This window comes from Streptomyces sp. NPDC048436 (genome assembly GCF_043200355.1).
Lineage (GTDB): Bacteria > Actinomycetota > Actinomycetes > Streptomycetales > Streptomycetaceae > Streptomyces.
In genome coordinates this window covers 905,416-920,621 of record NZ_JBICXP010000001.1, presented here as the reverse complement: position 1 = coordinate 920,621, position 15,206 = coordinate 905,416, and the positions used below count along the sequence as shown (strand labels likewise).

Sequence of the window (15,206 nt, the reverse complement as noted above, 5' to 3'; positions counted from 1 at the left end):
GCTGCTTACGCTGGCTGTGTGACACAGACTGGGCACCCTGCGTATCTTCGGTTTCCGCATCTGCACGGCGAGTTGGTCGCCTTCACCGCTGAGGACGACGTCTGGGTCGCTCCTCTCGACGGCGGGCGGGCCTGGCGGGTCAGCGCCGACAACATGCCGGTCAACCATCCCCGTATCTCCCCCGACGGGACCACCGTCGCCTGGACGTCCACACGGGACGGCGCGCCCGAGGTGCATGTCGCCCCAGTCGACGGCGGGCCATCCAAACGCCTTACGTACTGGGGCAGTTCGCGCACGGCGGTGCGGGGCTGGACCCCGGACGGGCGGGTCCTCGCCGTCAGTACGTACGGCCAGGCATCCCTGCGGCGCAGCTGGGCGCGGGCCGTGCCACTGGACGGAGGGCCCGCCGACACGCTGCCGTACGGGATCGTGGGCGACGTCGCATACGGCCCCGGGGAGGGGCAAGTGCTGCTGCTCTCCGCACCCATGGGGCGCGAGGCCGCCTGGTGGAAGCGGTACCGGGGCGGCACGGCGGGCAAGTTGTGGATCCGGGGAGGGGGCGGGGAACCTGCCGAGGAGTCCCGGTTCGTACGCGTCCACGAAGAGCTCGGCGGGAACATCGAGTACCCGCTGTGGGTGGGCGAGCACGTCGCCTTCCTCTCCGACCACGAAGGCGTGGGCGCCGTCTACTCCTCGCTGCCCGACGGGTCCGAGCTGCGGCGGCACAGCGGCGTCGACGGCTTCTACGCCCGGCACGCGGCGACCGACGGCACCCGCGTGGTGTACGCGTCGGCAGGCGAACTCTGGCTGCTCGACGACCTGTTGGAAGCCGAGCCACGCCGCATCGACATCCGCCTCGGCGGCCAGCGCGTCGACCTCCAGCCGCACCCCGTGAGCGCGGCACGCTGGTTCGGTTCCGCCGCGCCCGACCACACGGGACGGGGCAGCGCCGTCTCCGTACGCGGTGGCGTCCACTGGGTCACCCACCGGGAGGGGCCGGCCCGCGCGCTCGCCGCAGAGCACGGGGTGCGGGCGCGGCTGCCGCGTACGTTCCGGGTCGAGGGCGAGGAACGCGTCGTATGGGTGACGGACGCGGAGGGCGACGACGCCCTTGAGTTCGCGCCCGCGACCGGGCTCGCCCCCGGCGCCACGCCGCGACGCCTCGCCGCCGGGCAGCTGGGCCGGGTGCACGGGCTCGCCATGGCGCCCGACGGGAGCAGGGCCGCCGTCGCCTCGCACGACGGGCGGGTGCTGCTGGTGGAGCGGGAGAGCGGTGAGGTGCGGGAGGTCGACCGCGCGGAGCACGGCGATGCCACCGGGCTCGTCTTCTCGCCGGACTCGGCCTGGCTCGCGTGGTCGCATCCCGGGCCTCGGCCGCTGCGGCAGCTGAAGCTGGCCAACACCGCTGACCTCTCGGTGTCCGAGGCGACTCCGCTGCGGTTTCGGGACTACGCGCCCGCGTTCACCCTGGACGGGAAGCATCTGGCCTTCCTGTCCGCGCGCGCCTTCGACCCCGTCTACGACGAGCATGTCTTCGACCTCGCCTTCGTCGGCGGATCGCGGCCCCACCTCATCACGCTGGCCGCCACCACCCCCTCGCCCTTCGGGGCGCAGCGGCACGGGCGGGCGTTCGAGGCGCCCGACAAGGACGAGACGCCGGAGAGCGAGGGCGCGCCCGTCACACGCATCGACCTCGACGGGCTCGCCGACCGCATCGTGCCGTTCCCCGTCGAGGCCGCCCGGTACTCGACGCTGCGGGCAGCCAAGGACGGTGTGCTGTGGCTGCGGCACCCCCTGCGGGGGGTGCTGGGGGCCTCGCGGGCCACACCGTCCGACCCCGACCCCAAGAGCGAGCTCGAACGGTACGACCTCGTGCAGCGGCACGTCGAGGAACTCGCCCTGGACGCGGACCACTTCGCCGTGAGCGGTGACGGGAAGCGGGTCCTGCTGTGGGTCGACGGCAAGCTGAAGGTGGTCCCGAGCGACAGGCGTGCCTCCGGCGAGGACGGCTCCGACTCCAACATCACCGTCGATCTCTCCCGGGTACGGCAGAGCGTCGATCCCGCCGCCGAGTGGCGCCAGATGTACGACGAGGCGGGGCGCCTCATGCGGGACAACTTCTGGCGGCCCGATCTGGGCGGGGTGGACTGGGAGGCGGTGCTCGACCGGTACCGGCCGGTGCTGGGGCGGGTGGCCACGCATGACGATCTCGTGGACCTGATGTGGGAGGTGGCGGGGGAGTTCGGGACCTCGCACGCGTACGTGGTGCCGGGCGGGCACTGGGGGAGTGCTGAGGGGCGGCAGGGGCTGTTGGGGGCGGACGTTTCGCGGAGCGTGGAGGGTGAGGCCGACGGTGGTGGTGTCTGGCGTATCGACCGGATCCTCCCCTCGGAGACGTCGGACCCCTCGGCCCGTTCGCCGCTTGCCGCGCCCGGGGTCGCGGTGCGGGCAGGGGACGCGGTGCTAGCCGTCGCGGGGCGGCCCGTCGATCCGGTGACGGGGCCGGGGCCGCTCCTTGTGGGCACCGCGGGGAAGCCCGTCGAGCTGACCATCCTGCCCGCCGGCGGGGGCGAGCCCCGGCACGCGGTGGTGGTGCCTGTCGACGACGAGGAGCCGCTGCGGTACCACGCGTGGGTCGCGGACCGCCGTGCGTACGTCCATGAGCGGTCCGGGGGACGGCTCGGCTATCTGCATGTGCCGGACATGCAGGCGCCCGGGTGGGCGCAGATTCACCGGGATCTACGGGTGGAGGTCGCCCGGGAGGGGCTCGTCGTCGACGTCCGGGAGAACCGGGGCGGGCATACGTCGCAGCTGGTGGTGGAGAAACTGGCCCGCAGAATCGTGGGCTGGGACCTGCCCCGGGGATCGCAGCCCTACAGCTATCCGGCGGACGCGCCCCGGGGGCCTGTGGTGGCCGTCGCCAACGAGTTCTCGGGGTCGGACGGGGACATCGTGAACGCGGCGATCAAGGCGTTGGGGATCGGTCCCGTAGTGGGTACGCGGACGTGGGGCGGGGTGATCGGCATCGACAGCCGGTACCGGTTGGTGGACGGGACGCTGGTGACGCAGCCGAAGTACGCGTTCTGGCTTGAGGGGTACGGGTGGGGCGTCGAGAACCATGGCGTTGACCCGGACGTGGAGGTGGTGGTGACCCCGGAGGACTACGCGGCGGGCCGGGACCCCCAGCTGGACGAGGCGATCCGCCTGGCCTTGGCGGCCCTGACGGAAACCCCGGCCAAGTCGGCTCCGGGGTTGCCGGGCCTCTGAGCGGGGTCGCGTGCGCTGGGCTTGAGCGGGGGTGCGTGCGCTGGGCTTGAGCGGGGGTGCGTGCGCTGGGCTTGAGCGGGGGTGCGTGCGCTGGGCTTGAGCGGGGGTGCGGCGTCGCTCCCTCTGTGGGGCGGGGCCGCGGTGCGGGGAGCCTGGGGTGTGGTGCCTGTCCGTCTGTGGGTGCGGGGCCGCGCCGGTATGTCCGTCCTCGCTATCGTCCGGTGGCCGATGGGCTACTGCGGCACCGGAGCGCCGCGAACCGTGCTCCGGGCGGAAATACCGACACGTCCCCTCGCGTCTCGCTGCCGACTGCGGGTGGGTGGGGTCTGTCCCCGCCTACCTATGTCACGGCCGCCTACCCTGCTGACGTACGCGCCCCGCCCACCCGCCCCTAGTTGCAAGCCCCACCCCACCCGTGCCGATCGCGCCCTGTCACCGCGGGGCAATCGGGTGGGTGGGCGGGAAAGGTTTGTTCGGTCAGGAGGTGCTGCGGGGTGATCGGGCGGGTGGGAGGGAAAGGGCTGTTCGGGCAGGTGGATGCCGGGGGGAGGAAAGGCCGGGCCGGGGCGTAGCCACGGAGGGGAAGGGGCCAGGCGAGGGCGCAGCCCGGCTAGCATGGCGGGGGTTAGCGATCACGACGTAATACGGAGGCGCCGCATGGTGGGAGAACCGCAGGCCGACTGCCTGTTCTGCAAGATCGTCGCGGGTGACGTCCCCGCAACCCTCGTCCGGGAGTCCCCCACCACCCTCGCCTTCAGGGACATAAACCCCCAGGCCCCCACGCACGTACTGGTCATCCCGAAGGCCCACCACCAAGACGCCGCCGCCCTCGCCATCGAGGCACCGGAGCTCGCGGCGGACGTACTGCGCGAGGCCGGCGAAGTCGCCGCGGAGGAGAAGGCGGAGAGCTACCGCATCGTCTTCAACACCGGGTCCGGCGCCGGGCAGACCGTCTTCCACGCGCACGCCCACGTCCTCGGCGGCCGCGGCCTCCAGTGGCCCCCCGGATAACTCGCCTTGTCCGTACGCGAATTGGTGGTCCTCGGCACCGCGAGCCAGGTTCCCACCCGGCACCGCAACCACAACGGGTACGTTCTGCTCTGGGACGGGCAGGGCATCCTCTTCGACCCCGGCGAGGGCACGCAGCGGCAGATGCTGCGTGCCGGGGTCGCCGCGCATGATCTGCACCGGATCTGTGTCACCCATTTTCATGGGGATCACTCGCTGGGACTGCCCGGTGTGATCCAGCGGATCAATCTTGACCGGGTCCCGCATCCGGTGGCCGTTCATTTTCCGCGCTCCGGTCAGCATTTCTTCGACCGTCTGCGGTACGCCACCGCCTATCGCGAGACCGTGGCCCTGAGGGAAGAATCCGTCGCGGAGAGCGGAAACCTCGCCGTTGATTCCTCCTACGCGCTCGACGCCATCAAGCTCTCCCATCCCGTCGAATCCTTTGGTTATCGAATCGCCGAGCCCGACGGTCGCCGCATCCTCCCGGAGCTGCTCGCCGAGCACGGCATCGCGGGGCCCGACGTGGGCCTGTTGCAGCGGGGCGGTGTCCTTGGGGATGTCACCCTGGAGGACGTCAGTGTGGTGCGGCGCGGGCAGCGGTTCGCCTTTGTGATGGACACCCGGCTGTGTGATGGCGTTTACGCCCTCGCCGAAGGATGCGACATGCTGGTCATCGAGTCGACCTTCCTGAACGAGGACCAGCAACTCGCCTCTGACCATGGCCATTTGACCGCCGGACAAGCCGCCCGCGTCGCCGTCGAATCCGGCGTCCGCCATCTCGTACTGACCCATTTCAGTCAGCGCTATCCCGACCCCGGTGTTTTTGAGCAACAGGCCCGAGACGGTGGGTTCGAAGGTGAACTCACCATCGCCCGCGACCTGTTGCGTGTTCCCCTGCCCAAACGAACCATCTGAGTGAGCCGCACCATGCCTCTTCCCAAAGCCGAACTCCATCTCCACATCGAAGGCACGCTCGAACCCGAGCTGGCCTTCGAACTCGCGGCAAGGAATGGCGTCGTCCTGCCGTTCGCGGATACCGAAGAACTGCGCAAGGCCTATCTCTTCGACGATCTGCAGTCCTTTCTCGACCTGTACTACGGGCTCATGACCGTGCTGCGGACCGAGGAGGACTTCGAGCAGCTCGCCGATGCCTATCTGGCACGGGCCGCCCAGCAGGGCGTGCGGCACGCGGAGATCTTCTTCGACCCGCAGGCCCACGTGGAGCGCGGTGTCGCCATCGGGACCGTGATCGAAGGCCTCGGGCGCGCCCTTGACCGCAGTGCCGAACAGCACGGCATCTCGACCCGGCTCATCATGTGCTTCCTGCGCGACAAGTCCGCCGAGTCCGCCCTGCAGACGCTGGAGGCGGCGAAGCCGCACCTCCACCGCATCATCGGCGTCGGGCTGGACTCCGCCGAGGTCGGGCACCCGCCCGCCAAGTTCCGCGAGGTGTACGAGGCCGCCGCCGCGCTCGGCCTGCGCAGGGTCGCGCACGCGGGCGAGGAGGGCCCGCCCGCGTACATCACCGAGTCCCTGGACGTGCTCGGCGTCGAGCGCATCGACCACGGCCTGCGCTGCGTCGAGGACCCGGAGCTGGTGGAACGCCTGGTGCGCGAGCGGGTGCCGCTCACCCTCTGCCCGCTGTCCAACGTCCGGCTGCGCGCCATCGACGTACTCGAAGAGCACCCGCTGGCGCGGATGATGGACGCCGGGCTGCTGTGCACCGTCAACTCCGATGATCCGGCGTACTTCGGCGGCTACGTCGACGACACCTTCCACGCGGTGCGCGAAGCACTCGGCCTCGACCAGGAGCGGCTGCGGGAGCTCGCGCGGAACTCGTTCGAGGCTTCCTTCCTCGACGCCGACGCGGAGGACGAGGCGCTGCGCGCGCGGTACCTCGCCGAGGTCGAGGCTTATTCGTTCGACTGATCGCCGGGGGCAGAGCTAGGGTTGGCTCATGGACTCCTTCATTCAGCTCTACGGCTGACACGACCCTCCAAGGCCCGGGCGCCCGCGATCAGCGGCTGCGCCGGGCCTGTCGTGTCCTCGTCCGCATGCAGCAGCTGAACCACACGAAGGGCTTCCCCCATGCATACTCGACCGTTCCGTCGCCGTGCCCATATCGCCATGGTCGGCGTCCCGATAGTCAGCCATGTGCTGCCAAGCCTGGAGATCATCCGCGAGCTGGTGGCGCGTGGCCACCGGGTGACCTACGCCAACGACCCGGCCGGGCCCGGTGAGCTGATCAAGTCCACCGGCGCCGAACTCGTCCCGTACACCTCGGCGTTGCCCTTCCGGGACAACATCTGGCCCGAGGACCCGATCGCCGTCGGCGCGCTCTTCCTCGACGACGCCATCGCGGTGCTGCCGCAACTGCGGTCCTTCTACGGCGACGACCCCGCCGATCTGTATCTGTACGACATCGGCGCGTACGTCGCGCGCGCCCTGGCCGAGGAGCAGAAGCGGCCGTTCATGCAGCTGTCGCCCACCTATGTGGCGTGGCAGGGGTACGAGGAGGAAGTCGGGGCGCAGCTCGCCCAGTTGCCCGGGGCCGGTGCGCTGAAGGCGCGGTTCGCCGAATGGCTCGCCGGGTGCGGGGCCACGACCCTGGATGTCGCGGCCTTCTCCGGAGTTCCCGACCGGGCCGTCGCCACGATCCCGCGGGCCATGCAGATGTTCGCCGACCGGGTCGATCCGGAGCGGGTCAGCTTTGTCGGGCCCTGTTCCGGCAAACGGGCGCAGGAGGAGAGCTGGCAGCGGCCCGAGGGCGCGGACAAGGTGCTGCTCGTCTCGCTGGGCTCCGCCTACACCCAGCAGCCCGACTTCTACCGGAACTGCGTCGCCGCGTTCGGCGGGCTCCCGGGGTGGCACGTCGTGCTGCAGATCGGCAAGCACGTGGATCCCGCGGAGCTCGGCGAGGTCCCACAGAACGTGGAAGTGCGCTCCTGGGTGCCGCAACTGGCCATCCTCGAGCAGGCGGACGCCTTCGTCACGCACGCGGGGATGGGCAGTTGCGGGGAGGCGCTGTCCGCGGGCGTGCCGATGATCGCTGTGCCCCAGGGCGCCGAGCAGCCCGTCAACGCGGGGCGGCTCGTGGAGCTGGGGGTCGCGCGGCGGATCGAGACCGCCGACGCGACGCCGGACGCGTTGCGCTGCGCGCTGCTCGAGCTGACCTCCGATCCGGACGTCGCGCTTCGGGTCGCCCGGCTCAAGGCCGAGGTGCGTGCCGAGGGCGGCACGGCTCGGGCCGCTGACCTCGTGGAGGCAGAGCTCGGCGGGTAGCGGGTGTGCGTGCCGTCGTCACCGGCTTCGCCGAGCTTGTCCTCAAACGCCGGACGGGCTGCAACCAGCCCGTCCGGCGTCCGTCCGTTACGGTCCCTGCATGGTCGTACCTCTCAAACCCACCGTCGACCCGCTCAAGGCAGCCCGCAGAGCAGGCGATCCGCCCTGCGACGTCTTCCTCACCGGCACGGTCTTCCTCGACATCATCTTCACCGGCCTCGACTCCGCTCCGGTGCGCGGAACCGAGTCCTGGGCGCGCGGCATGGGATCGAGCCCCGGCGGCGTCGCCAACATGGCGACCGCGCTCGCCCGGCTCGGCCTGAACACCTCGCTCGCGGCGGCCTTCGGGGACGACCACTACGGCGAGTACTGCTGGGACGCGCTCGAACAGGGCGAGGGCATCGAGCTCACGACGTCGCGCACCGTGCCCGGCTGGCACTCCCCGGTGACCGTCTCCATGGCGTACGAAGGGGAGCGGACCATGGTCAGCCATGGACACGAGCCGCCGCCGGACGCCGATTCGCCGGGCGGCGGCGCCCCGGAATGCCCGCCACGCGCGCGTGCCGCCGTCGCCTCCCTGACGCCCGGTACGCGCGCCCCGTGGATCGCCGCCGCCGCGCGCACCGGCACGCGGATCTTCGCCGACGTGGGCTGGGACGACACCGGACGCTGGGATCTGGCGGGCCTCGCGGACCTGGAGCACTGCGAGGCGTTCCTGCCGAACGCGGAAGAAGCCATGCGGTACACGCGCACCGACTGCCCCCGGGCCGCCGCGCGGGCGCTGACCGACCACGTGCCGCTCGCCGTGGTGACGCTGGGTGCCGAAGGCGCGTACGCCGTGGACGGGCGGACCGGCGAGACCGCCGAGGTGCCGGCCATCGCGGTCGAGGCGCTGGACCCCACGGGGGCGGGCGACGTCTTCGTGGCGGGCTTCGTTACCGGGACCCTGGCGGAGTGGCCCCTGGCGGACCGGCTCGCCTTCGCGGGGCTCACGGCGGCGCTCTCCGTGCAGGAGTTCGGGGGGTCCCTGTCGGCGCCGGGCTGGGCGGAGGTCGCCGCGTGGTGGCGCACCGTACGGCAGGTCGACGACCAGGACCCCGTGGCGCTGCGCCGGTACGGGTTCCTGGAAGGGCTGCTTCCGGAGGCGACGCGTCCGTGGCCGCTGCGGCGGGCCGTGCCGACGATCGGCTTCCGCTCGGCGTAGGGCAGGGCGGGGCAGGGCGGGCGGCGGGACAGGGAAGGGTGCTCCGCCCGCGACGGGAGTGGAAAAGCCCTACGGCTGTGTCAGTGGTGCGACGTACTCTTGGCAGTGCAAGGCTTTCGAGCGGCCACAAGCCCCGCACGAGGAGGATGAGCAGGCCTAAGAGCCGGCCCATGACTCAGACACCCACAGCTCCTACCCCTGCCCAGGGCCAGGCCCGAGCGCACTTCGCCGTCCCGGCGAGCCACCCCATGGTGACGGTGCTCGGCTCCGGAGACGCCCTGTTGCGCGTGATCGAGAAGGCCTTCCCGGCGGCCGACATCCATGTCCGGGGCAATGAGATCAGAGCCGTCGGTGACGCCCATGAAGTGGCCCTCATCCAGCGCCTGTTCGACGAGATGATGCTGGTGCTCCGCACCGGTCAGCCGATGACGGAGGACGCAGTGGAACGCTCGATCGCCATGCTCAGGGCGGACGAGGCAGGAGAGGGCGACGGACCGGAGACCCCGGCCGAGGTGCTCACGCAGAACATCCTCTCGTCCCGCGGCCGCACGATCCGCCCCAAGACGCTCAACCAGAAGCGGTACGTCGACGCCATCGACAAGAACACCATCGTCTTCGGCATCGGCCCCGCGGGCACCGGCAAGACCTACCTCGCCATGGCCAAGGCCGTGCAGGCCCTCCAGGCCAAGCAGGTCAACCGCATCATCCTGACCCGCCCCGCCGTAGAGGCGGGCGAGCGGCTCGGCTTCCTGCCGGGCACGCTCTACGAAAAGATCGACCCGTATCTTCGGCCGCTGTACGACGCGCTGCACGACATGCTCGACCCCGACTCGATCCCGCGCCTGATGGCGGCGGGGACGATCGAGGTGGCTCCCCTTGCGTACATGAGGGGTCGCACTCTTAATGACGCCTTCATCATTCTCGACGAGGCGCAGAACACCAGCGTCGAGCAGATGAAGATGTTCCTCACCCGGCTCGGCTTCGAATCGAAGATCGTCATCACGGGCGATGTCACGCAGGTCGACCTGCCGAACGGCACGAAGTCGGGTCTTCGCCAGGTCCAGGACATCCTGGAGGGCATCGACGACGTGCACTTCTCACGGCTCACGTCCCACGATGTCGTACGGCACAAGCTCGTCGGCCGTATCGTCGACGCGTACGAGAAGTACGACGACAGTCAGCAGAACAAGAAAAACGGGAAGTAGCGGAAACCGCACCATGTCGATCGACGTCAACAACGAATCCGGAACCGAGGTCGACGAGCAGGCGATCCTCGACATCGCCCGCTACGCCCTCGCGCGGATGCGCATCCACCCGCTCTCCGAGCTCTCGGTGATCGTCGTGGACGAGGACGCCATGGAGCAGCTGCACATGCAGTGGATGGACCTGCCGGGACCGACGGACGTCATGTCGTTCCCCATGGACGAGCTGCGCCCGCCGGCCAAGGACGAGGAGGAGCCTCCGCAGGGGCTCCTCGGCGACATCGTGCTCTGCCCCGAGGTCGCCATCAAGCAGGGCAAGGAAGCGCCCACGGAGCACTCCATGGACGAGGAGCTGCAGCTGCTCACCGTCCACGGAGTGCTGCACCTGCTCGGGTACGACCATGAGGAGCCGGACGAGAAGGCCGAGATGTTCGGCCTCCAGGCGGCCATCGTCGACGGCTGGCGCGCCGAGAACGGCCTCACCGGGCCGTCTCCCGCGCCGACCGTCTCGTAGGCCATGAGTTTCCAGCTGATCGCGGGCGCCGTCGCCCTGGTCGTCGTCGCCTGGCTCGCGGCCTGCGCCGAGGCGGGCATCGCCCGCACCTCCAGCTTCCGCGCCGAGGAGGCGGTCCGCTCCGGGCGGCGCGGCAGCGCGAAGCTCGCGCAGGTCGCCGCCGACCCCACCCGCTATCTCAACGTGGCGCTGCTCGTGCGCGTCGCGTGCGAGATGGCCGCGGCGTCCCTCGTGACATACGCCTGCCTGAACGAATTCGCCGAGACCTGGCAGGCGCTCGCCGTCGCCATCGCGGTCATGGTCCTCGTCTCGTACGTGGCCGTGGGGGTCTCGCCGCGCACCATCGGCCGCCAGCACCCGCTCAACACGGCGACGGCCGCCGCGTACGTCCTGCTGCCGCTGGCCCGCGTCATGGGCCCGATCCCGCCGCTCCTGATCCTCATCGGCAACGCGCTCACGCCCGGCAAGGGCTTCAGGCGCGGCCCGTTCGCCTCCGAGGCCGAGCTGCGCGCGATGGTCGACCTCGCCGAGAAGGAATCCCTCATCGAGGACGACGAGCGCCGCATGGTGCACTCCGTCTTCGAGCTCGGCGACACCCTCGTACGCGAAGTCATGGTGCCCCGCACGGACTTGGTCGCCATCGAGCGCTTCAAGACCATCCGGCAGGCGCTGACGCTCGCCCTGCGCTCCGGTTTCTCGCGGATCCCGGTGACGGGTGAGAGCGAGGACGACGTCGTGGGCATGGTGTATCTCAAGGACCTGGCCCGCAAGACGCACATCAACCGCGACAGCGAGTCGGAGCTGGTGTCCACCGCGATGCGCCCGGCGACGTTCGTGCCCGACACGAAGAACGCGGGGGATCTGCTGCGCGAGATGCAGCAGGAGCGCAACCACGTCGCCGTCGTCATCGACGAGTACGGCGGCACGGCCGGCATCGTCACGATCGAGGACATCCTCGAAGAGATCGTCGGCGAGATCACCGACGAGTACGACCGTGAACTGCCGCCCGTGGAAGAGCTCGCGGACGGCTGTTACCGCGTCACCGCGCGCCTGGACATCGGTGACCTCGGCGAGCTCTTCGGGCTCGACGAGTTCGACGACGAGGACGTCGAGACGGTCGGCGGCCTGCTCGCCAAGGCACTCGGCCGGGTGCCGATCGCCGACGCGTCGGCGGTGGTGCCGCTGCCGGACGGCCGGGAGCTGCGGCTGACCGCGGAGTCCGCGGCGGGGCGGCGGAACAAGATCGTGACGGTGCTGGTGGAGCCGGTTGTGTCCAAGGACGTGGAGGGGGCGACTTCGGGGTGACTCCGCAGGAGCTGCGTGCGTTCTGCCTGTCGTTCAACGACGTGGTGGAGGAGTTTCCGTTCGGTCCTGAGGCCTCGGTGTTCAAGGTCGCCGGGAAGATGTTCGCGCTGTGCGCGCTGGACGGGCGGCCTCTCAAGATGAACCTGAAGTGTGACCCCGACATCGCTGTCCAACTGCGGGCCGCGCACCCGGAGATCGTGCCCGGGTGGCACATGAACAAGCGGCACTGGAACACGGTGACGGTGGCGGGGCTCCCGGACACGATGGTTCGGGAGCTGGTCGAGGACTCGTACGACCTGGTGGTGGCCGGGCTCCCGAAGGCTGTGCGGCTGCGGCTCGACAGGCCCTGAGCCCGCCTGGACGGGGGAGCGGGATCTTATGCTGGTCGTCGGAACACCAGGCAGGGGGGAGCTGCGATGGCAGGGACGAGTGAGGCGGCGGCTGTGCGGCCTCGGGACGAGTCCAAGGCACGGCGACTCGGCGAACTGCGCGAGTTCTTGATGAGCCGCCGGGCGCGGGTCAGCCCCACGGAGGCGGGCCTTCCGGACGGCGGTGCGCGGCGGCGTACGCCGGGGCTGCGCCGCGAGGAGGTCGCCGTGCTCGCGGGAGTGGGCGCCTCCTGGTACCAGTGGCTGGAGCAGGGCCGCGACATCTCGGTCTCCCCGCAGGTCCTGGACTCCGTGGCGCGCGTCCTGAAGCTGTCGAGCGCCGAGCGGCGGCATCTGTATGTGCTGGCCGGTCTCAACCCGCCCGCTCCCGAGGTCGAGCAGGCCGACCAGGGCATGTGCGAGGGGTTGCAGCGACTTATCGATACGTGGATGCCGTACCCGGCACACATCATGGACCGCTACTACAACTGCGTCCTCTACAACGACGCGGCCGGGATGGTCTTCGGGATGCGCCCCGAGATCAGCCAGAACTGCATCGTGGACTTCTTCACCGACCCCATCTACCGCTCCCGGAGCGTGAGTTGGCGCAAGAACGCGGAGTCGGTCGTCGCGCAGTTCCGTGCGTCGTGCTCGGAGACCCCGGACGACGAGGGGTTCCAGGCGGTCCTCGCCGAGTTGCGGGAGACGGCGGGCGAGGAGTTCACCGAACTGTGGGAGCGGCGGGATGTGCGGCCCGCGGGCCAGGTGTACAAGGAGCTCACGCATCCGCTGGTCGGTGCGCTGCATGTCGAGTCGACGGCGCTGAAGGTGCCGGCGCGGCCCGACCTGACGATCGTGCTGCATACGCCGCTCGCGGAGGCGGACACCGCGGCGAAGCTGGAGTGGCTGGCCTCGCCCGAGGGGCGCCGTGGGTCGATGTACCCGGTGGCCTCCTGAGCCTCTTCGCTCCGTATGCTCGGCGTATGACCGAGAGTGCCGCGTCGCTTGACGCTCTTGATGCCGAGGACCGGAAGATCGTTACGCTGGCGCGTTCGGCGCGGGCGCGTAATGGGGTGCCGGAGGGGGCCGCTGTGCGGGACGAGACGGGGCGCACGTATGTCGCCGGGACCGTCTCGCTTGCCTCGCTGTCGCTTTCTGCGTTGCGTACGGCTGTGGCGATGGCTGTCGCTTCGGGGGCGGAGTCTCTTGAGGCGGCTGCGGTTGTCTCCACCGAGGGCGCTGTGGCTGCCGAGGATCTTGCCGCTGTACGGGATCTTGGCGGGGCCGGGACGCCGGTGTTTCTGGCGGGGCCTGATGGGGTTGTCCGGGTGCGGGCCCAGGCAAACTGACTTTTTCCCCAACCCCGGGGTGAATCTTCAGCCCGTCCGGCGTTTGAGGACGAACTCGGCGAAGCCGGTGATCAAATCGCGTCCGGACCCCGCTCTCCCGTCCGCACCCGCACCACCGTCTCCACCGGCACCGCCCACACCTTGCCGTCCCCGATCTTCCCCGTCTTTGCCGCGCGAACGACCGCGTCGATCACCGCGTCGAGGTCGGCATCGTCGATGACGACCTCGATCCGCACCTTCGGTACCAGGTCCACCTGGTACTCCGCGCCCCGGTACACCTCCGTGTGCCCGCGCTGGCGCCCGTACCCGCTCGCCTCCGTGACGGTGAGGCCCAGTACGCCCAGTTCCTGGAGCGCGGTCTTCACCTCGTCCAGGCGGAACGGCTTGATGACCGCGGTTACGAGCTTCATGCGACGTTGCTTCCCTTCATCGGGCCGACCAGGACGCCGTGATCGTAGGCGGTCTCCGCGTGCTGCGTCTGGTCCAGGCCCGTCAGCTCGTCGTCGGGGTCGGCGCGGAAGCCCATCAGCCTGTCGATCGCCTTGCCGATCCCGAACGTCACGGCGAACGTGTACGCCGCCACGACAAGCACCGCCACCGTCTGCTTGCCCAGTTGGGCGAGCCCGCCCCCGTAGAAGAGGCCCTCCGCGCCGTCCGTCATCGTGGCCGTCGCGAACAGGCCGATCAGGAGCGTGCCGACGATGCCGCCCACCAGGTGCACGCCCACCACGTCGAGTGAGTCGTCGTAGTCGAAGCGGAACTTCCATGCCACGGCGTACGAGCAGACCACGCCCGCGGCCAGACCGACCACCGCGGCTCCGAGTACCCCGACGACCCCGCACGCGGGAGTGATGGCGACGAGACCCGCCACCGCGCCCGACGCCGCGCCGAACGTGGTCGGGTGGCCGTCGCGCCGCTGCTCCACGAAGAGCCAGCCGAGCAGGCCCGTGCACCCGGCAAGCAGGGTGTTCAGGAGGGAGGCCGCCGCGAGGCCGTTCGCGCCGAGGGCCGAGCCGCCGTTGAAGCCGAGCCAGCCGAACCAGAGCAGGCCCGCGCCCATCAGGACCATCGGCAGGTTGTGCGGGCGCATCGCGTCCCTCTTGAAGCCGATGCGCGGGCCGAGGACCAGGACGAGCGCGAGGCCGGAGGCGCCGGAGGCGATCTCGACGACCAGGCCGCCCGCGAAGTCGAGGGCGCCGAGCGACGAGGAGATCCAGCCGTCCGGGCCCCAGACCCAGTGCGCCACGGGAACGTATACGAGCAGTGCCCAGACCGGCACGAAGACCAGCCAGGCGGCGAACTTCGTGCGGTCCGCGATCGCGCCGCTGATCAGTGCCGTGGTGAGGATCGCGAAGGTCAGCTGGAAGGTGGTGAAGAGGAGGGTGGGGACGGTGCCCGTGAGGGTGCTCGGGCCGATGCCCGCCATTCCGAGGTGATCCACGCCGCCGATCAGGCCCGCGAACGCGTCGTCGCCGAACGCGAGCGAGTAGCCGGCGAGCAGCCACACCACTGTGACCAGGGCGATCGACACAAAGCTCATGAGCAGCATGTTGAGGACGCTCTTCGTGCGGACCATGCCGCCGTAGAAGAGCGCGAGGCCGGGCGTCATGAGCAGGACGAGCGCGGTGGCGGCGAGCAGCCAGGCGGTGTCGCCGGTGTCGGGGCCCTTGGCCGCGGCCAGAGTGGTGGTCAGGGACTGCACGG

14 protein-coding genes are annotated in these 15,206 nt (G+C 70.3%); 12 read left to right on the top strand and 2 right to left on the bottom strand.

Features of this window, described 5'->3' with window-relative positions; all coding sequences use genetic code 11:
- The first annotated feature begins 18 nt into the window (after window positions 1-18).
- The 12 genes from ACGFX9_RS04250 (at window position 19) to ACGFX9_RS04195 (ending at window position 13,502) form a co-directional block, all read left to right on the top strand.
- Window positions 19-3,267: a S41 family peptidase gene (locus ACGFX9_RS04250; RefSeq protein WP_393464292.1), complete on the top strand. Its 3,249-nt coding sequence runs from the start codon at window positions 19-21 to the stop codon at window positions 3,265-3,267.
- A 657-nt stretch (window positions 3,268-3,924) separates the two neighbouring features.
- Window positions 3,925-4,278, top strand: a complete 354-nt coding sequence (locus ACGFX9_RS04245; RefSeq protein ID WP_393464289.1) for a histidine triad nucleotide-binding protein — start codon at window positions 3,925-3,927, stop codon at window positions 4,276-4,278.
- A gap of 6 nt (window positions 4,279-4,284) precedes the next feature.
- Complete coding sequence (locus tag ACGFX9_RS04240; protein WP_393464287.1) at window positions 4,285-5,193, top strand: ribonuclease Z; 909 nt, start codon at window positions 4,285-4,287, stop codon at window positions 5,191-5,193.
- Between the two features lie 12 nt (window positions 5,194-5,205).
- A complete protein-coding gene (locus ACGFX9_RS04235) occupies window positions 5,206-6,207 on the top strand; it encodes an adenosine deaminase (protein ID WP_393464284.1) in 1,002 nt (333 codons plus the stop codon).
- Window positions 6,208-6,366: 159 nt separating this feature from the next.
- Entirely contained in the window at window positions 6,367-7,560 is a 1,194-nt protein-coding gene (locus ACGFX9_RS04230; RefSeq protein ID WP_393464281.1) for a macrolide family glycosyltransferase, read from the top strand.
- Window positions 7,561-7,660: 100 nt separating this feature from the next.
- Complete coding sequence (locus tag ACGFX9_RS04225) at window positions 7,661-8,764, top strand: carbohydrate kinase family protein (RefSeq protein ID WP_393464278.1); 1,104 nt, start codon at window positions 7,661-7,663, stop codon at window positions 8,762-8,764.
- Window positions 8,765-8,934: 170 nt separating this feature from the next.
- Window positions 8,935-9,969 (top strand): PhoH family protein, encoded by a 1,035-nt coding sequence (locus tag ACGFX9_RS04220; RefSeq protein ID WP_393464275.1) that lies wholly within the window; start codon window positions 8,935-8,937, stop codon window positions 9,967-9,969.
- A gap of 13 nt (window positions 9,970-9,982) precedes the next feature.
- Entirely contained in the window at window positions 9,983-10,480 is a 498-nt protein-coding gene (ybeY, locus tag ACGFX9_RS04215) for an rRNA maturation RNase YbeY (protein WP_393464272.1), read from the top strand.
- Between the two features lie 3 nt (window positions 10,481-10,483).
- Window positions 10,484-11,785: a hemolysin family protein gene (locus ACGFX9_RS04210; RefSeq protein ID WP_393464270.1), complete on the top strand. Its 1,302-nt coding sequence runs from the start codon at window positions 10,484-10,486 to the stop codon at window positions 11,783-11,785.
- Entirely contained in the window at window positions 11,782-12,135 is a 354-nt protein-coding gene (locus ACGFX9_RS04205; protein ID WP_393464267.1) for an MmcQ/YjbR family DNA-binding protein, read from the top strand. The genes ACGFX9_RS04210 and ACGFX9_RS04205 overlap by 4 nt, the downstream gene beginning before the upstream one ends.
- Window positions 12,136-12,201: 66 nt before the next feature.
- Window positions 12,202-13,110: a helix-turn-helix transcriptional regulator gene (locus ACGFX9_RS04200; RefSeq protein WP_393464264.1), complete on the top strand. Its 909-nt coding sequence runs from the start codon at window positions 12,202-12,204 to the stop codon at window positions 13,108-13,110.
- Between the two features lie 26 nt (window positions 13,111-13,136).
- Window positions 13,137-13,502, top strand: a complete 366-nt coding sequence (locus tag ACGFX9_RS04195; RefSeq protein WP_393464261.1) for a cytidine deaminase — start codon at window positions 13,137-13,139, stop codon at window positions 13,500-13,502.
- 71 nt (window positions 13,503-13,573) lie between these two features.
- Here the strand turns inward: ACGFX9_RS04195 and ACGFX9_RS04190 are convergent, their stop codons facing one another.
- Both ACGFX9_RS04190 and ACGFX9_RS04185 read right to left on the bottom strand, forming a co-directional pair.
- On the bottom strand, window positions 13,574-13,912 hold the full coding sequence (locus ACGFX9_RS04190; protein ID WP_393464258.1) for a P-II family nitrogen regulator: 339 nt from the start codon (window positions 13,910-13,912) through the stop codon (window positions 13,574-13,576).
- Window positions 13,909-15,195 carry an ammonium transporter gene (locus ACGFX9_RS04185; protein ID WP_393465629.1) on the bottom strand — a complete coding sequence of 429 codons (1,287 nt, stop codon included), beginning with the start codon at window positions 15,193-15,195 and terminating at the stop codon, window positions 13,909-13,911. Before ACGFX9_RS04185 ends, ACGFX9_RS04190 begins: the two co-directional genes overlap by 4 nt.
- Window positions 15,196-15,206 lie beyond the last annotated feature (11 nt).